This is a genomic window from Acinetobacter sp. BHS4, assembly GCF_018454425.1.
Lineage (GTDB): Bacteria > Pseudomonadota > Gammaproteobacteria > Pseudomonadales > Moraxellaceae > Acinetobacter > Acinetobacter pittii.
Map to the genome: position 1 here is coordinate 665,726 of NZ_CP075323.1, position 16,822 is coordinate 682,547.

Consider the following 16,822-nt stretch of genomic DNA (forward strand, 5'->3'; position numbering starts at 1 on the left):
TCCAAAAAATTAAGGCTTTCTCAGCTTTTTAAGCGGTTGGCACTGTGGGCAAAATACGCTGGCACGCTGACCAAGTTTTAAGTTTTCTAATGTGGTTTCACAGTTAACACACATTTCGCCAGCACGGCCATAAGCGAGTAATGTTTGTTGGAAATAACCATTTTCTCCCATGGCATTGCTGTAGTCTCGTAATGTCGAGCCACCTAAATCAATTGCCGACTTTAAAATGCGCTTAATTTCGACAACAAGTTTCTCAATTTGTTGCATCCTTAAGTCACAAGCAGGCTGTGCTGGGTGAATACCAACATTAAACAAACTTTCAGTTGCATAAATATTGCCTACACCGACGACTACATGATTATCCATGAGTGCAATTTTTATGCCGACAGATTTATTTTTGAGTTTTGAAGCTAAATATTCCGCATGAAAGTCGTCACTTAAAGGTTCAGGCCCTAAAGTATCTATGAGTTTGCCTTGAGTCTCGTGGTTAAGCCAAACAATACAACCGAAACGGCGAGGGTCATGGTAACGTAATTGCTGATCTTCAAATTGAATAATTAGATGGTCATGCTTTCTGAGTTCGTCATTTGGTTCGGTCAGACGAAAGCTTCCTGACATGCCTAAATGCCAAAGCATTTGATCTTGTTCAAACTCTGCCAAAATATATTTTGAACGTCGATTTAACCCAATGAGACGTTGTCCAACAAGTTTCTGGACATCATCTGGTATAGGCCAGCGTAAGCTAGGATTGCGTACTTCAACACTTAGAACTTTTTGATTCAATAATGGAAATAAACTAGTTTTAGTGGTTTCGACTTCGGGTAACTCAGGCATGCCAACTCGCAGAATTAACAGATATACTGGATTAATCAAGTATAACGTGTGGTATGTAATATTTCAGAGATTACTATGTCAGATATTTTACCATTAAGCTGGTTTCAACGTGAAACCTCAGAAGTAGCTTATGATTTAATCGGCTGCGTATTGTGTAAGCGACAACCTGATGGCCAAGTGATCCGCTGTACAATTAGTGAAACTGAAGCTTATTTGGGCGTTCGTGATAAAGCTTGCCATAGTTACAATGACAAACGCACCGCTCGAACAGAGGTAATGTATTGCCCTGGTGGCACAATTTACGTCTATTTAATTTATGGCATGTATGAAATGCTCAATCTTATTACTCAGACAGAAGGTGTGCCTGAAGGGGTAATGATTCGTTCTGCATTTTTAAATGGTGCTTCAACCAAAAAAGAATATAAGCTTTTAGCTGGGCCCGGCAAATTGACACGCTATTTAGGGATTGATCGATCTTTAAAGGGGCAAATCTTGGGAGAGGAGTCTGGACTGTGGGTTGAAGCAGCATCAACGCAACCGGAAGTTGTTTTAACACCACGGATTGGAATTGATTATGCCGAAGAAGCAAAACATTGGCCTGAACGATATTGCTGGAAAGATCATCCATCTTTGAGTCGATAATTTTAATCTGGAAATCAGTTTTTAGATATCGAGGAAGAGTGTTCCAGATTTACAACAATGCAGATCGAATTCAATATCCAGACAAGACACTGCTTTTTGTTATCATAACTACAATATAAATAAAGGAAATAAGCATGTCCTTATTACGCTTAGACCGACTTCATTACTGTATTTTGATGAGTATGGGCTGTATTTCTAGCCCACTTGTTTGGGCAGAAGATTTAACACAAGACGTAACTGTATTGCCAACATTACATGTGGAAGCAACCCGTACCGATACAACCTATTTGCAGACACCGGCCTCGGTTTTTCGAATAGATGCACCTCAAGTTGATACTTCTTCACAAGTAAATTTAACCGAAGTTGTGAAAGGTGTACCGAGTTTACAGATTCGTAATCGTGAAAATTATGCCCAAGATTTACAGCTTTCTATGCGTGGTTTTGGTGCACGTTCTACTTTTGGTGTCCGTGGTATTCGTTTATATGTCGACGGTATTCCTGCAACAATGCCGGATGGACAAGGCCAAACGTCTAATATCGATTTAAGTAGTCTGGACCATGTTGAAGTTCTAACAGGACCTTTTTCTTCACTGTATGGAAACTCATCTGGCGGGACAATTTTAACGTCTACTAAAGAAGGGCAAGGGAAAGATTCAATAGAGCTGAGTTATTCGGGAGGCAGTCACGATAAAAGCCGAGCAGGGCTCGTGCTACAAGGTGGAGCAAAGGGTGCGAATGAACCAAGCTATGTTATTAGTTCATCATACTTCGATACTGATGGTTACCGAGAACATAGCGGTGCAGAAAAAGTACTAAATAATGCAAAGCTCAGTTGGAATCTTGATGATGGTAGCAAAATCAACTGGATAACCAACTATGTCAAAATTCATGCAGACGACCCGCAGGGTTTAACGCATGACCAGTGGAATGCTAATCCAAAGCAACAAGTTCCATTTTTAAAGCAATTTAATGTCCGTAAAGATATTGAACAGACCCAAACAGGGGTGACATGGTCTAAGCCTATTAATGATAAAAATGAACTCTATGCCATGGCATATTTAGGTAATCGCCAAGTCACTCAATATCAATCTATACCTAAAGGTGAAGTGAAGCTAGAAGAGGGTAAGCCTATTTATTCAGGTCAAGCTAGCCCAAAGCATGCTGGTGGAGTCATTGATTTTGAGCGTAATTATTATGGCGCTGACTTCCGTTGGACGGGTAAAGAGTTACTTCCAAATACTACTCTAAGCGTTGGTGTTGCACTTGATATAATGGATGAAGAACGTAAAGGCTTTGAAAATTTTAATGTAAACAATGTTTATGGTGTTATAGGTAATTTACGCCGTGATGAAGATAATACTTTATGGAATATCGACCCATATTTACAAGCGTCATGGCAGTTCTTACCAACGTGGCGTTTAGACACGGGGGTACGCTATAGCAATGTCCATTACAAATCAAAAGATCATTTTACTTCAGGACCTGATCAGTATGGAACTGTGAACGGTGATGATAGTGGCAAAACAAATTACGATAAAGTTTTGCCTTCGGCTGCTTTAAGCTGGCAAATTTTACCTGAACTGATGGCCTATGTGAGTTATGCCAAAGGCTTTGAAACACCAACTTTTACTGAAATGGCATATCGACTAGATGAAGAAAGTGGTTTTAATTTTAATTTAACGGCATCAACAAGTGATACCTATGAAACAGGTTTAAAGTCACAAAACCAGTTAGGTGATTTTACTTTGGCAGTTTTTCAAACTAAAACCAAAGATGACATCGTTTCAGCAGGAAATTCAAATGGCCGATCAACGTTTCGTAATGCAGATAAAACTTTACGTGAAGGCGTAGAGTTTGCATGGAATAAAAAATTGTGGCGAGATTTAACCGCGACTGCTAGCTATACATATTTAGATGCAACTTTTGCTGCTGATATTCCAGCTTATAGAGATATTGCTCAAATTCCATCAGGCAATAACATTCCAGGAATAGCCAAAAACCAAGCTTATGCCTCTTTGGCTTGGCAGCCATCGCACGGTTTATATGGCGGTGTAGATGTACAGTATATGGATAAAGTATACGTGAATGATACCAACAGTGACGCAGCGCCAAGCTACAGTGTAACCTCAGCTAATGTGGGTTATGCATGGGTAATGGGTGACTGGAAAGTGAATAGCTTTGCCCGTGTAGATAACCTATTTGATAAAAACTATGCAGGTTCAGTGATCGTAAATGATTCAACTAAACCAGTTGGACGTTACTTTGAACCAGCAGATGGACGTAACTGGAGTGCAGGTTTACGTGTAATTAAGCAATTCTAGGAATTAAAAATGGCAAAATTATTTGAAACGGTTAACTTTGGTTCACTACAACTGGTCAATAGAATTGTAATTGCTCCGATGTGCCAGTATTCGGCAACAGATGACGGTGAAATTACCTATTGGCATGAACAGCAATGGGCAAATTATGCATTGTCTGGTGCGGGCCTTTGTATTGTAGAAGCGACTGCTGTACAACCTGAAGGTCGGATTAGCTATGCTGACCTTGGGCTTTGGAATGATCAACAACGTGACAAAATGAAAACGTTGTTAGCTAAGGTTCATACACTTTCACCGATGCCATTTGGAATTCAGTTAGCTCATGCAGGGCGTAAAGCATCTACTGAAAAACCGTGGTTAGGTAAAGGTCAGATTGCAAAAGATCAGCCTCATGGTTGGCAAACGGTTGCACCAAGTAAAAGTACTTTTTCTGTTCATGATGCAGCGCCCCATGCTTTGACCATTGCAGAGATTAAACAGGTTCAACAAGACTTTGCAGCAGCTGCAAAACGTGCTGTAGAAGCTGGGTTTGAGTTGATTGAAGTTCATGCTGCACATGGTTATTTACTACATCAATTCTTATCGCCAATTGCCAATCAGCGTACTGATGAATATGGCGGTTCTTTAGAAAACCGTATGCGTATGACTCTTGAGGTTCTTCAGGCAATTAAACTCGCTGTACCAGAAGGTTATCCTGTAGGTGTTAGGTTATCTGCGACCGATTGGTTGGAGAGCATTGAGCATTGGGATATTGAGTCTACAGTGGGTTTATCAAAAGCTTTAGAGCAATTGGGCGCAGCCTATGTGCATGTGTCTAGTGGAGGTTTGCACGAGCATCAATCTATTACGATTGGGGCTGGTTACCAAGTTCCATTTGCTGAACAAGTTAAAAAGCATGTGTCTATTCCAGTCATTGCTGTAGGATTAATTACTGAGCCAGAACATGCCGAACAAATTTTGGAAAACCAACAAGCCGATGCCATAGGTCTTGCCCGTGCAATGTTATATGACCCAAGATGGCCTTGGCATGCAGCAGCGGCTTTAGGGGCAGAAGTGAAAATTGCACCTCAGTATTTACGTTGCCAACCACATGGATTAAAACAACTTTTTAACTCTTTTTAATTGTATTGGGCAAAGTCATCTTTGCCCATTTTTCTTTCGCTAAGTGAGGACGGTCAGTGGTTTTTCAGGTTATTTTACCTATCTTGATATTGCTATTGATGGGCTATGTTTGTGTCCTCATCAAATTGGTAACACCTGAACAGATCAGGGCTCTTAGCGCATTCGTAATTAAAATTTCCTTACCAGCTTTTTTAATTCACTCATTGGCAAATAAAAATTTACAAGACATTTGGCACCCAGCTTATTTTCTTGCTTATGGCGGTGGGTCCTTAATTTTATTTTTCTTGGCTTTCATTCTCTATCGAAAATATTTTAAAAATAGCTTAACCCATAGCGCCGTCATATCGATGGGGGCATCTATGTCCAATACTGGATTTATGGGAACAGCTATTCTAACCATGTTGATAGGTAATCACGCTGCGATCTATATTTCTTTAACACTTATTATTGAAAATTTATTGATTGTGGCGCTCATGCTGATTTTGGCCGAAGCTGGTTTACATCAACAACAAAGTCTTTTGCCACTTTTAAAACAGACTTTTTTAAACTTACTCAAGAATCCTGTCATTATCGCTATTTTGGTTGGGATGGGATGCATTCTTTTAGATGTTAACCTTCCTGCGACGCTTGACCAGTCTTTAGAGTTACTTGGGCGTACAGCTTCGCCTTTGGCCTTGTTTGCAATTGGCGGAAGTTTAGTAGGTATTGGAATAACAACGGTAAACATAGAAAGTGTTTTGTTGGCGACCTTTAAAGTTGTGCTAATGCCATCTGTTATTTTTGCACTTTTTTTAATAACTCCAAATGTAAGCCGTGAAATGCTTTACGCAGGAACATTAATCGCTGCTTTACCAATGCCGATTGCTTTCGGAATTTTTGGACAAGCCTATGGCTTAAATGAAAAAGCCTTAACCCCACTTATGATTAGTACAATTGTTGGTTTTATAGGGGTGAGCTGGCTGATTGCTTTGTGGTGGTAAAAGAAAAGCCCCATAAGGGGCTAATCATTGATTATTTTTTCGGTGCTGGCTGTGCGGGAGCATTTGCAGCCTGTTTGCTCTTTTCTGCAATAATCTTATCAACCGAGGCTAAAGACTCTTTAGCGTTAGGCACATTTTGATTGGCGAGTTCAGTAAAGATCTTTTTAGCTTGCGGTAGATTTTGCGGAATGATATTGCCATTCGCCATCATGGTGGCTAAAGCCATAGACGCAGGCGCATAGCCTTTTTGAGCAATTGATTGTAAAGCTTCGATACCTTGGCGTTTCATTAAAGGATTTTTATTTTCAACGCCTTGGCTAATGTCATAGAGTGCTTTGACCTGAATAGCAGGGTAGTTTCCTTTTCGAATTAAAGGCGCCAATTTTTGAAGGGCAATTTGATGTGACTGCGGTTTTTTCTGAGCAAATAAAATGGTCGCAATTTTCACAGTTGCATCATCAGAACCTTGAGCCGATGCCTTTTGAATATATTGACTGAATTTGTTGCTATCTTTGGCAACGCCCAATTCACCAGTCTCATAAATTTGTGCAAGGGTGTAACTCGCTTGGGCGTAACCTTTATTTGAAGCATCCTCATAATATTTTAGGGCTTTAGAAGAGTCTTTTGCTGTACCTTGGCCCATTTGAGTCATATAGCCTAAGTTATAAATAGCTTGGGCGTTACCTGATTGGGCAAGGCGTTGCATTTCTTGAAATGCGGCAGAGTAATTTTTTGCTGCGTAGAGTTGTTCAGCTTGTTTAAAAACATCGGTTTTAGCAGCAGTCGCTGTGTTATCAGCTGCAAAAATTGATGTACTTGAAAGAGTGATTAGGCTTGCGATTAGTAATTTCTTCATTTCTTTTTAACCTTTTACTTCGTAGCTACATCATTCCATTGATGCATGAAAGAGTTTCAATTTCTCATCATAAATATTGATTGCTGAAAGTAAACAGCCGATTTGTATATAAAGCACTGCATTTTGGGCAAATTGTGGAGAAAAAATACCCACTCATATTTATAAAACAGAGTGGGTAATATTGTTATTTTGCTGACTGAAGTAATGCTTCAATTTGCTTGGCATCACTTGGTACACCAGAGAGTCTTTGGCCATCTTGCAAGAACAGGGTAGGTGTTCCATCGATATTTAATTTTTGACCTAAAGCAATATTTTTCTGAATTGGGCTTGAGCAACTTTTGCTATTAGTCGGTAATTTACGATTAAGCATATAGTTTGTCCAAGCTTCTGCCGGATTCTTTGCACACCAGATTTGATTTGAAACTTTTTCAGCATTTGGATGCAAACTAGTAAGAGGATAAAGGAACACATATACGGTTACGTTATCAACCCCAACCATATTTTGTTCTAAGCGCTGGCAATATGGGCAATCTGGGTCACTAAAGACATAGATTGTACGTTCACCTTTACCTTTCACATATTTAATCGCCTGATTTAATGGCAAACTTTTAACGTCAATCTTACCCAATTCGGCAATACGTTCTTCAGTCATATTTTTTTGTTGTTTAATGTCGACTAAATTACCAACAAAAAAGTACTTCGCATCTTGATTAGTATAAACAATGCGGCCGCTTGTATACACTTCATAAATACCTTGCACAGGCGATTGATAAACACCTTTTACAGGCAAATCGGGATAATTCGTCTTAAGATTTTGTTCAAGTGTTTTAACATCAGCATGAGCAGAACCGAAAATAGCCAGACTCAACATGAGTGTAGCAAGTTTAGTTTTCATCTTTTTTCTCTTTAATTTCAACAGGGCTAATGATGGCATATAAAGCTTAAAAAATTGACGTTCTAATCTAATGAAATCATTAGTGTTTTGTATCTATAAAAAAGCCCACTAACTTAGCAGTGGGCAGTTCGAGCTAATAAAAATTATTATTGTGGTCTTGCAACGTCGCCACTTAAAGCTTCTGGCAACTCAAGAACTTGAAGCCCCAACTCTTGTAGAGCAGCAGGTTTCGCAACAACTAAAGCAAGATAGCCTTGATCATTTGCAATACTATTAACGACTTCAATATCGTTATTTAATTGAGTTGCTGAAGCAGGCGCTTCACCTGTACCTTGTACGAGATGTAACCAGTGTTTTGGTTTTGCTTTAAACCAAAGACGCGCCACAATTTCCTGACCTAGGTAACAACCTTTATCGTAATTGACGCCTTCACGTTGATGTAAACGTAATTCCTGTGGTTGGAATTCATGTTCAGTAGCCTGTGTAATCCAAGCTTGACCAGTCATAATGGCTTGTTTTTGCCATTCGGAAATATCAGTTTCAGCAGTAGTGAATTCAGTTTGGTGATCCACAACTTTTGGGAACACAGTGTCTTGTTCACTTAAAGTCATTTTTGAAAAGGCACCATACTTTTTAATATGCTTGGCAAACTCTTCGGCTTGATCTTGGGTAACTATAATTTCAAAACTTTCAGGATTAATCTTCTTTAGCCATAAGCCAAAGTGAATACGACCTTTAAGATCACAAATGGCTGTATAGCGAGTTGTATTTTCAGCTAAACGTTCAGTATCTACAGTAACTTGGCCTTGTAAAAACTTTTGTGCATCTACACCGTTTAAAGCATATGAGGAGAAAGCGAGCAGACTCATGATTAATCTCAAATTCAATATGTTTCTTTATGATTGCTGACTATTTTGCTCCATTTTTACTAAAAAATCAGCCATAGTTTTCGTAATTTGAGTTTGTTCTGAAGTTGGCTTTTTTGTTTAAAAAAACACCAAAAATATACGTTTGGATAAATCGGAAGGTTTAAGCTAATAGCCATAATTTCAATAATTTTAAGGAAATTAAAATAAGGAGCATATGATGGCAACAGGAACAGTGAAATTTCATCGCGTGTTTAAGGCTCCAGCCGAGCGAGTTTACCGTGCATTTTTAGATCCAGATGCTTTAGTAAAGTGGTTACCACCCCACGGCTTTACTGCTAAGGTTCATAGTTTTGATGCAAATGTTGGTGGTTCATACAAAATGAGTTTTACCAATTTTTCAACAGGTTCAACACATGCTTTTGGCGGAACATATGTGGAATTAGTTCCAAATGAACTAATTCGATATAACGATCAATTCGATGACCCCAATTTACCTGGGACTATGCAGGTTACTATTACATTAAAAAGCATATTGGTAGGTACAGAAGTGCATATTACGCAAGAAGGCATACCGGAAGTTATTCCTGTAGAAGCCTGCTATTTGGGTTGGCAAGAATCCCTATCTTTACTTACTTTATTGATTGAAGCTGAAATTCCAGATCAATAAAGTCACTCTACTTTCTTATAAAAGAGTAGGTCGTATGACCTACTCTTAACATAGCTCTAATTGGTTTTGTTGTTCCAATAGCTTAACTATGGCTGAAAAATCGACTTGTTGTGCATCGGGTTTGGAAACCTGATTAAACTGTTGCTGAATAAGACTAAAAGCTGGGAGTTCCAAATTATTTTGAGTAACGAGATTTAGTGCAATTCCAATATCCTTTTGTAATAAATCTAATGCAAAAGTTTTTTCAAATTTACGGCTTAAAACACGTTGCATCATGATGTGTTCTGAAATATTACTTTTGCCACTAGAGTGGTTAATACAGTTCATTGCGGAGTGTAAATTTACACCTTGAGATTTAAGGATACTTAATCCCTCTGCCAACGCCCAAAGATGTGTTGCCATTAATGTGTTATTGATGGCTTTTACTGCAAAGGCAGCGCCACTTTCGCCGACATATTCAACTAAATTAGCAAATGCTTGAATGATTGGTTTTGCTCTTTTAAAAGCAGACTCGTCACCTCCGACCATTACTGTGAGAGTTCCTCGTTCAGCTCCAATCGTTTGTCCTGAAACTGGTGCATCCAAATAATCAACTCCATTTAATTTGAGCTGTTGGCTGAGTTTTCTTGCTGTCTCTGGCACACCGCTAGTGCAATCTACCCAAATACAGCCTTGTTTTAGTTGAGAGTCCGCAATTAAATTTTCTACATCTTGGCTAGTCGGTAGGCATGAAAAGATAATATCTGCTTGTAGAGCTTGTGTCAGGTCTACAGCCTGCGTACCAAAGGTTTGTTCATGTTGCTTTGCTTTAGCAAAAGTACGATTCCAAACATAGACTTGGCTGCATACTTGGGTTAAATGGGAAGCCATGTGCCATCCCATTGCACCTAAACCGATAAATGAAACACTTTGAATCAAGGAGTTTCTCCAGAACTAGAGATGCGGGACAGAATTAAGGGGTTCTACTGATTTTTCAATAGATTGATTTTCGGATTTTTCCGTTCTGTTGAGTAATAGGTTAAGAACAATTGCTGCAAGTGTCGCAGTTCCAATACCTCCTAAGTCAAATGGCCCAATATGTAGACTTAAATTGCCAGCACCCATAATGAGACTGACTGCTGCAATAATTAAAGTACTATTTTTAGTGAAATCAACTTTGTTATCGATCCAAATTTTTGCTCCAGCAACAGTAATTAAGCCAAAGACAACAATGGACGCACCGCCTAATAAAGCAACAGGAATGGTACTAATAATTGCTCCAAATTTAGGGGATAGACCGAGTAGGATTGCAAATAGTCCCGCAACCACAAAAATAGTCGTTGAATAGACTTTAGTTACAGCCATTACCCCAATATTTTCAGCATAAGTCGTCATGCCTGTACCACCAACAGAAGCTGATAAACTTGTACAGATGCCATCTGCAAAAAAAGCACGACCCATATATGGCGATAAATTACGTTCTGTCATGGCAGAAACCGCTTTAAAATGTCCCAAGTTTTCAGCGACTAAAATAAGCGCAACAGGTGCAATCAATAAAATAGCTTTGGCATTAAAAACAGGTGAGTGAAAAGTGGGTAGGCCAAACCATGCAGCTTGACTGATTGCATTAAAATCGATGGGTTTGCCTAACCCTAAGATATTAGTGAGTAGAAAATAAATAAAATAAGCACTGATGAGCCCGATGAGTAATAGAAGGCGACGAATCATACCTCTTGTAAAAACAGCAACGGCACTAATGCATAAAATGGTAATGACTGCCATCCACGTGTCAAAGCTATTTGTCGAAACGCTTTTGATTGTTACAGGTGCAAGGTTTAAACCAATAATCATGACAATTGCACCAGTGACCACGGGTGGCATGAGTTTTTCAATCCATGCAGTTCCAGTTTTCATGACAATTAAACCGATGCATGCATAAATCAAACCGCAAATGATTGTACCGCCCAGCGCCACAGCTAAATTTGGATTTGATCCAACCCCTGCATAGCCTGTCGCTGCTGCGACTGCACCAATAAAGGCGAAGCTTGATCCGAGATAGCTAGGCATACGCCCACCTGTAATTAAAAAGAACAAGATAGTGCCAATACCAGTAATAAAAATGGTAAGGTTCGGATCAAAGCCCATGAGTAACGGGGCTAAAACAGTTGCTCCGAACATCGCAAAAGCATGTTGTAACCCCAAAACAATACTTTTACCGGGAGGAAGATATTCATCAATTTGTACGGGAGTTTCTAAATTACTGGTGTGCGGCTTAAATTTAGGAAACCAAGATTCTTGTGTTCGCATAACAGATCCTCTTTTTCATTTTTTATCTGCATTAGCATGCTGTTTGTAATTCGCAATAATTGCGGTTGAAGTACATAAGTGCATTAAGCCCACTTTGGTGTTTCATTGCTTTGACCGAACAAAACAAGACATCATGACTACCGATACTCATGCTTTGTACAATTTCACAATCAAATGACACCAAGGCCTCATTCAAAATCGGAGAACCAGTGATTAGCTTGCTCCATTCCCCATGAGCAAAGCGTTCTGGCATTGGTGTTTTTCCGCCGAATATTGTAGATAGGGTACTTTGATGGGCAGCTAAAGTATTGACACAAAGCACCTCGTTTTGTTTAAAAGTATTAAAAACTGATGCTGAGCGGTTGAGACAAACCAATAGTGTCGGTGGTGTATCGGTTACGCTACATACTGCGGATGCTGTAAAACCAGCCTGTCCCGCAGGTCCATCTGTCGTGATGACATTCACTGCTGCTCCAAGATTTGCCATGCCTTGCCTAAAAGTATGCTGATCTACTTCTAAGTGTGTTGAGCATGTTTGAGTCTGCTGAATAGCAGATGGAGTTAAAACTTGTTTCTCTTCTCTTTTTTGCATGATTGCTCTCCAACCCCAATGCATGATCATTACAATGAATCGAGGCTAAAACATCACATCAGTTATGATGCAGAAGGTTTTTGTCAGTGACATCGTTTATCCCACATGGGCAATCGATGCTATTTCAATTAAGGCATCGGGTTTCACCAAGCCGCACTGGATACAAAAACGAGCAGGCTTGTCACCCGGAAAATATTCGGCATATACCGTATTCACTGCGGTATAGTCCGCCCAATCTTTAATGAAAATGGAATTGAACGTTACGTCATCCATGGTGCCACCTGCTGTTTCAATCACTTTTTTGATTGTTTCTAAAATATGGCGAGTCTGTCCTGCTGCATCACCAATACAAACCACATTATTATTTTCATCAAAAGCCAATGTGCCTGAGACATACACAATATTGTCCGCTTTGGTTGCAGGAACATAGGGTGCAAGTGGTGCCGATGTTCCTTCAGGGATAACAACTTGTTTAGACATAAAATGCTCCAAATCAAAAAATTTTAGATAAAATTAAATGTATGAATTAGGCAGATTGCTGTAGCAATGTTGATGCCGAACTAAAGGTTTCAATGAAACTATTGGTGTCAGATACCCAGCCAAAAAAAGTTTTAATGTTATATAGCGCTGCGTCGTGAGCCTCTTGAGGTCCGGCTTGATAGCAAGCATCTTTAAGTGCAACACCGAAATATTCCAAAAAGAAACCATCACGTAAGGTCGACTCGACACAGACATTGGTGGCAATACCTACAAAGACCAAATTACGAATGCCACGAGCACGTAAAATGCTGTCGAGCGCGGTGTTAAAGAAACCGCTATAACGTGGCTTTTCAATAATGATGTCTTGTGGAAGTGGTTGTAACTCATCAATTAAAGCAAAGTCCCAACCACCTTTAGATAAAAGTTGGCCTTGTAACTCAGGCTGTTTACGCATGGTTTTTAAAGCATTGGATTTATGAAAATTTGGTGAACCTAAACCACCAGCTTCGACGTAGTTTTTATCCCAACCATTTTGAAAATAGATGACCTGAATCCCTGCACTATGTGCAGCATCGATCGCCTTTTTAATATTTTCGACTACAGGCTTAGTCTTTGAGACATCAAAACCTGCTAAATCTAAATACCCACCTAAAGAGGTGTAAGCATTTTGCATATCAATGACAACAAGCGCAGTTTGTTCTGCTGCTAGTTGAATATGTTCAGGTTCGGCCTTTAATACTTTGCCTGTACCAATCTGTGCGGTGAATTCTGCACATACAATATTAGACATTTCATTCATGCGCTTTTCTCCAAAACAGTTGGTTCGGCTTGCTTTGTCAGTTCGGTAACGACACTTTCACGACATTTCATGAGCGGTTGAATGCGTTGACCAAAATCTTCTACGCCTTGTACAAAGTCATCAAAGGTCAACAAAATTCCCTCTGTCCCTTTAATCTCGGAAATTTGATCAAGCATTTTTGCGACATTTTTAAAAGAGCCAACAATGGTGCCCATATTGATATTGACGGGAGAAACGCTAGAGGCCATGTGGCGAATATTGGTGTCAGTCCCAGACACTTTATCTTTTGCACCTTGGTCTTGTAGCCAACGAATAGCTTCCATGTCTGCACCATCGTTATAGTGTTGCCACTTCTGCATTGCGGCTTCATCTGTTTCGGCAGCAATTACCATAAACAACACATAGGTTTGTACATTGCGTCCAGTTTTGTCGGTTTGAACCTTTAAGCGATCATTAATTTCGGCATAGGCTGTCGGTGTGTTTAAACCTTTTCCGAAAACAAAGTTGTAGTCAGCATATTTTGCGGAAAAAGCTAAACCAGCATCAGACTGTCCTGCACAGATAATTTTCATATCAGCTTGAGGCTGTGGTTTGACCTGACAATCATTCATCTGGAAGAACTCGCCTTTTAGGTCTGACTTCCCAGTTGCCCAAAGTTCACGTAAAACTTCGACATATTCAGATAAGTAATCATAGCGTTTAGCAAAATATTCATCGCCGGGCCACATACCCATTTGGGAATATTCAGGCATTTGCCATCCGGTCACGACGTTTAGTCCAAACCGACCGTTAGAAATCGAATCTATGGTCGATGCCATACGTGCCACAATTGCAGGAGGCATGACTAATGTTGCAGCGGTTGCATAAATTTGGATTTTACTGGTGACAGCAGCGAGACCTGCCATGAGGGTAAATGTTTCAAGGTTATAGTCCCAAAACTCAGTTTTTCCGCCAAAACCACGCAACTTAATCATGGAAAGGGCAAAGTCAAAACCGTAGTGTTCAGCACGCTGTACAATTTGTTTGTTTAATTCAAAGGTAGGTTTATATTGCGGTGCATTTTCTGAAAGCAGCCAGCCATTATTTCCAATTGGACAAAAAACGCCGATCTTCATCTTGATTCCCCATCGTGAGTTTAGGAAGTCGAACTGAAAGCTATAAACGATATAATTTTCAGTGTTTGGTTGTATTTTTAATAATGCATGGCTCGTGCCAACTTTAATATTTAAATATTTATCAATGTATTGAGTTTATTATTTGGTATAATTTTTATCAAATGGTAAAAAATAATGCGATTATGCACCAAGAAGCAACTAACTTGCTTCATTGTGCATCATTTGATCAATTTTGCTTTTGGAGTGTGTATGACATCCAATGTTTTAAAACAGCAGAATAAAAAAAGGCGACATTGAAGTCGCCGTGTAGAACTAAGGTATTTCTCTTTTGAGATTGAAGAGGGGGGTATGTACTTAACTCATTCTACCCGACAAGCCTCTTCAAAATTTAAACGGGGAAGGCGAGTATAAACTTTTTGAGGGTCGCCATAGCCGATGTTAATGATGATATTAATATGATGATTTGTGCCTGCAAAAAATAGCTCATCAACTTGTTTTGCATCAAAACCAGACATTGGACCCGTATCTAAACCTAAACTACGACATGCCATAATTAAATATGCAGCTTGTAATGAACTATTACGAAAAGCAGTTTCATGTGCTACGGCTTCACTTGATGTAAACCATGATTTTGCATCGGCATAAGGAAATAGTTCTGGCAGTTTGTCATAAAATCTTGCATCGGTTGCAACCAAAACAGTGACAGGAGCTGTCATCGTCTTTTCTACATTGCCAGACGACAATGCTGGCTTGAGTTTTTGTTTAGCTTCAGGTGTTGTTAAAAAGACAAAACGAGCAGGACTACAGTTGGCAGAAGTCGGCGCCATTTTGACCAGATCATAAATTTGTTGAATTTGCTCAGTGCTGACCGCTTTATCTAACCACGTGCTGTGGGTTCTAGCTTCTAAAAAGAGTTGATCTAAAATATTTAATGTTTTTGCATTCATGATAAGGCCTTAATGTTATGGAAAAATTGAATGAAAGTTTGATTTAGTCGTTGAGATTCGGTCACTGTGGAAGCATGGGCACCAGAGGGTAAAATGCAGAGTTGACCATGAGCGAGTTTGATAAAAAGATCCTGTGATTTATGTACTGGAACTAAAAAATCATCTTGATTGGCAACGATATGAATTGCGGTGTCTTGCAATGCTTGTAAGTGCTCTGCTTGTAATTGAAAGCGCATCAATGCTTTGAGTCGTGCAAATACATTTGTCTTAGGTGGAAAGTTTTGGAGTTGAATATCTTCGGTATTTTTAATGTGGCTATGATTCTGAGAAATCCATGCTGGGGGATACAAAAATAATGCCTGTGCACGCACATAGGCTTCAGCACCTGCTGACGCTAATAATGCGATACGGGCATCAAAACATTTTTGTGTATGGGCATCTAGCTCATCCCACGCATTAATCAGTGTCAGGCTGAGCATGGTAATTGAGCTGGATTGTAGTTGTTTTGCTAGCTCCATTCCGATGATGCCGCCTAAAGCATGCCCGATCATATGGAATTCATGAATTTGAAGATGTTCTAATAAATGTAGTACTTGATTTGCCATGTCACACATATGGTAGTGTGCCGGTAATAAAGCACTGTCTTGGTGACAGCCTTCTTGGTCATAAGTCACGATGTTGAAATGCGTACTCAACGATTCAAGTTGTGGGCTCCAAAAACTAGCATGACCACCTAACCCAGATGAGAAAATCAAATAAGGGGCATCTTTTTGAGCTGAACATGGATAAATATAATATTTCATTTTTTACCATTTGATAAAATAATGAAAAATTCAAAAGCAATTTATATGCCTGAATTAATCAGTAATGGCAAATTGAGACAATATTTAGCGCAAAAGATTTAGATTGTAGAGGAAGGCAAATCAATGTGATGATTAAGCCAATGATATTTAGATTGAGCTGAGTAGGTGTCAGAAATGGATATACATATTAAAAGAATTTATGAAAATGCTGAGCCTAGTGATGGAAAGCGAATTTTGGTTGACCGCCTATGGAGCAGGGGAATTAGTAAAGAGAACGCTCATTTAGATTTGTGGCTAAAAGAAGTGGCTCCTTCAACTGAACTTAGAAAGTGGTTCCATGCTGCAACACCAGATCATTGGGAAGAATTTAAACAGCGTTATTTAGAGGAACTGGAAACCAACTCCGCCGTTGAAGAGCTACAACAAATCGCATCAAGGAATACAGTCACACTTTTATATTCAGCAAAAGATGTTGAAAACAATCACGCAATTATTTTGAAGGAATATTTATTAAGTAAAAACTTAAAATAATATATAAATTTTTTTTTGGTAAAAGTCTCTTATTTAAAACTTTAAAAAATGAGTCATTTCTCGCATAATATACTTTTTGAGATTTT

At 39.2% G+C, this 16,822-nt stretch carries 19 protein-coding genes; 6 read left to right on the forward strand and 13 right to left on the reverse strand.

What is annotated here, in order from left to right; genetic code table 11:
• Nucleotides 1-9: 9 nt before the first annotated feature.
• On the reverse strand, nt 10-834 hold the full coding sequence (gene mutM / locus KIP84_RS03265) for a bifunctional DNA-formamidopyrimidine glycosylase/DNA-(apurinic or apyrimidinic site) lyase (protein ID WP_213689324.1): 825 nt from the start codon (nt 832-834) through the stop codon (nt 10-12).
• Between the two features lie 75 nt (nt 835-909).
• Here mutM and KIP84_RS03270 point away from each other — a divergent pair, with 75 nt between their 5' ends.
• From KIP84_RS03270 to KIP84_RS03285, 4 genes are all read left to right on the forward strand, one after another.
• Nucleotides 910-1,476 carry a DNA-3-methyladenine glycosylase gene (locus KIP84_RS03270; protein WP_213689325.1) on the forward strand — a complete coding sequence of 189 codons (567 nt, stop codon included), beginning with the start codon at nt 910-912 and terminating at the stop codon, nt 1,474-1,476.
• 134 nt (nt 1,477-1,610) lie between these two features.
• Complete coding sequence (locus KIP84_RS03275) at nt 1,611-3,797, forward strand: TonB-dependent receptor (RefSeq protein ID WP_213689326.1); 2,187 nt, start codon at nt 1,611-1,613, stop codon at nt 3,795-3,797.
• 9 nt (nt 3,798-3,806) lie between these two features.
• On the forward strand, nt 3,807-4,916 hold the full coding sequence (locus KIP84_RS03280) for an NADH:flavin oxidoreductase/NADH oxidase (RefSeq protein ID WP_199113885.1): 1,110 nt from the start codon (nt 3,807-3,809) through the stop codon (nt 4,914-4,916).
• Nucleotides 4,917-4,972: 56 nt separating this feature from the next.
• A complete protein-coding gene (locus KIP84_RS03285) occupies nt 4,973-5,896 on the forward strand; it encodes an AEC family transporter (protein WP_199113887.1) in 924 nt (307 codons plus the stop codon).
• 31 nt (nt 5,897-5,927) lie between these two features.
• Here the strand turns inward: KIP84_RS03285 and KIP84_RS03290 are convergent, their stop codons facing one another.
• From KIP84_RS03290 to KIP84_RS03305, 4 genes are all read right to left on the reverse strand, one after another.
• Complete coding sequence (locus KIP84_RS03290) at nt 5,928-6,752, reverse strand: tetratricopeptide repeat protein (RefSeq protein WP_213689327.1); 825 nt, start codon at nt 6,750-6,752, stop codon at nt 5,928-5,930.
• A gap of 184 nt (nt 6,753-6,936) precedes the next feature.
• Nucleotides 6,937-7,647, reverse strand: coding sequence for a DsbC family protein (locus KIP84_RS03295; RefSeq protein WP_213689328.1), 711 nt, complete (start codon nt 7,645-7,647; stop codon nt 6,937-6,939).
• A 146-nt stretch (nt 7,648-7,793) separates the two neighbouring features.
• Nucleotides 7,794-8,516 (reverse strand): folate-binding Fe/S cluster repair protein, encoded by a 723-nt coding sequence (locus tag KIP84_RS03300; RefSeq protein WP_213689329.1) that lies wholly within the window; start codon nt 8,514-8,516, stop codon nt 7,794-7,796.
• A 59-nt stretch (nt 8,517-8,575) separates the two neighbouring features.
• Nucleotides 8,576-8,692: a hypothetical protein gene (locus KIP84_RS03305; RefSeq protein WP_199992967.1), complete on the reverse strand. Its 117-nt coding sequence runs from the start codon at nt 8,690-8,692 to the stop codon at nt 8,576-8,578.
• Between the two features lie 38 nt (nt 8,693-8,730).
• Between KIP84_RS03305 and KIP84_RS03310 the strand changes: the two genes are divergently transcribed.
• The gene (locus tag KIP84_RS03310) at nt 8,731-9,183 is read left to right on the forward strand and encodes an SRPBCC family protein (RefSeq protein WP_199992966.1); all 453 of its coding nucleotides are present in this window, start codon (nt 8,731-8,733) and stop codon (nt 9,181-9,183) included.
• A 45-nt stretch (nt 9,184-9,228) separates the two neighbouring features.
• On the opposite strand, the gene KIP84_RS03315 is transcribed toward KIP84_RS03310, so the two are convergent.
• The 8 genes from KIP84_RS03315 to rutD all read right to left on the reverse strand — a co-directional run bounded on the left by KIP84_RS03315 (nt 9,229) and on the right by rutD (nt 16,205).
• The gene (locus KIP84_RS03315; RefSeq protein WP_101664589.1) at nt 9,229-10,101 is read right to left on the reverse strand and encodes an NAD(P)-dependent oxidoreductase; all 873 of its coding nucleotides are present in this window, start codon (nt 10,099-10,101) and stop codon (nt 9,229-9,231) included.
• Nucleotides 10,102-10,116: 15 nt separating this feature from the next.
• Complete coding sequence (rutG, locus tag KIP84_RS03320) at nt 10,117-11,469, reverse strand: pyrimidine utilization transport protein G (RefSeq protein ID WP_213689330.1); 1,353 nt, start codon at nt 11,467-11,469, stop codon at nt 10,117-10,119.
• Nucleotides 11,470-11,500: 31 nt separating this feature from the next.
• Nucleotides 11,501-12,091, reverse strand: a complete 591-nt coding sequence (gene rutF, locus KIP84_RS03325) for an NADH-dependent FMN reductase RutF (protein WP_213689331.1) — start codon at nt 12,089-12,091, stop codon at nt 11,501-11,503.
• Between the two features lie 66 nt (nt 12,092-12,157).
• On the reverse strand, nt 12,158-12,541 hold the full coding sequence (gene rutC / locus KIP84_RS03330) for a pyrimidine utilization protein C (RefSeq protein ID WP_002116077.1): 384 nt from the start codon (nt 12,539-12,541) through the stop codon (nt 12,158-12,160).
• A 46-nt stretch (nt 12,542-12,587) separates the two neighbouring features.
• Nucleotides 12,588-13,340: a pyrimidine utilization protein B gene (gene rutB / locus KIP84_RS03335; RefSeq protein ID WP_068612103.1), complete on the reverse strand. Its 753-nt coding sequence runs from the start codon at nt 13,338-13,340 to the stop codon at nt 12,588-12,590.
• A complete protein-coding gene (rutA, locus tag KIP84_RS03340; protein ID WP_130173355.1) occupies nt 13,337-14,455 on the reverse strand; it encodes a pyrimidine utilization protein A in 1,119 nt (372 codons plus the stop codon). The genes rutB and rutA overlap by 4 nt, the downstream gene beginning before the upstream one ends.
• A 359-nt stretch (nt 14,456-14,814) precedes the next feature.
• Nucleotides 14,815-15,402, reverse strand: a complete 588-nt coding sequence (locus KIP84_RS03345) for a malonic semialdehyde reductase (protein ID WP_151823340.1) — start codon at nt 15,400-15,402, stop codon at nt 14,815-14,817.
• Nucleotides 15,399-16,205, reverse strand: a complete 807-nt coding sequence (gene rutD / locus KIP84_RS03350; RefSeq protein ID WP_213689332.1) for a pyrimidine utilization protein D — start codon at nt 16,203-16,205, stop codon at nt 15,399-15,401. The genes KIP84_RS03345 and rutD overlap by 4 nt, the downstream gene beginning before the upstream one ends.
• 174 nt (nt 16,206-16,379) lie before the next feature.
• On the opposite strand from rutD, the gene KIP84_RS03355 reads away from it, so the two are divergent.
• A complete protein-coding gene (locus KIP84_RS03355) occupies nt 16,380-16,736 on the forward strand; it encodes a DUF488 domain-containing protein (protein ID WP_170248295.1) in 357 nt (118 codons plus the stop codon).
• Nucleotides 16,737-16,822: the final 86 nt, after the last annotated feature.

Coding starts and splice junctions, on each gene's coding strand:
- KIP84_RS03355 (WP_170248295.1), top strand. CDS start 16,380: ATGGATATACATATTAAAAGAATTTATGAAAATGCTGAGCCTAGTGAT.
- KIP84_RS03290 (WP_213689327.1), bottom strand. CDS start 6,752: ATGAAGAAATTACTAATCGCAAGCCTAATCACTCTTTCAAGTACATCA.
- KIP84_RS03310 (WP_199992966.1), top strand. CDS start 8,731: ATGATGGCAACAGGAACAGTGAAATTTCATCGCGTGTTTAAGGCTCCA.
- KIP84_RS03345 (WP_151823340.1), bottom strand. CDS start 15,402: ATGAATGCAAAAACATTAAATATTTTAGATCAACTCTTTTTAGAAGCT.
- rutG (WP_213689330.1), bottom strand. CDS start 11,469: ATGCGAACACAAGAATCTTGGTTTCCTAAATTTAAGCCGCACACCAGT.
- KIP84_RS03270 (WP_213689325.1), top strand. CDS start 910: ATGTCAGATATTTTACCATTAAGCTGGTTTCAACGTGAAACCTCAGAA.
- rutB (WP_068612103.1), bottom strand. CDS start 13,340: ATGAATGAAATGTCTAATATTGTATGTGCAGAATTCACCGCACAGATT.
- KIP84_RS03275 (WP_213689326.1), top strand. CDS start 1,611: ATGTCCTTATTACGCTTAGACCGACTTCATTACTGTATTTTGATGAGT.
- rutD (WP_213689332.1), bottom strand. CDS start 16,205: ATGAAATATTATATTTATCCATGTTCAGCTCAAAAAGATGCCCCTTAT.
- rutF (WP_213689331.1), bottom strand. CDS start 12,091: ATGATCATGCATTGGGGTTGGAGAGCAATCATGCAAAAAAGAGAAGAG.
- mutM (WP_213689324.1), bottom strand. CDS start 834: ATGCCTGAGTTACCCGAAGTCGAAACCACTAAAACTAGTTTATTTCCA.
- KIP84_RS03295 (WP_213689328.1), bottom strand. CDS start 7,647: ATGAAAACTAAACTTGCTACACTCATGTTGAGTCTGGCTATTTTCGGT.
- KIP84_RS03280 (WP_199113885.1), top strand. CDS start 3,807: ATGGCAAAATTATTTGAAACGGTTAACTTTGGTTCACTACAACTGGTC.
- rutA (WP_130173355.1), bottom strand. CDS start 14,455: ATGAAGATCGGCGTTTTTTGTCCAATTGGAAATAATGGCTGGCTGCTT.
- KIP84_RS03305 (WP_199992967.1), bottom strand. CDS start 8,692: ATGGCTATTAGCTTAAACCTTCCGATTTATCCAAACGTATATTTTTGG.
- KIP84_RS03300 (WP_213689329.1), bottom strand. CDS start 8,516: ATGAGTCTGCTCGCTTTCTCCTCATATGCTTTAAACGGTGTAGATGCA.
- rutC (WP_002116077.1), bottom strand. CDS start 12,541: ATGTCTAAACAAGTTGTTATCCCTGAAGGAACATCGGCACCACTTGCA.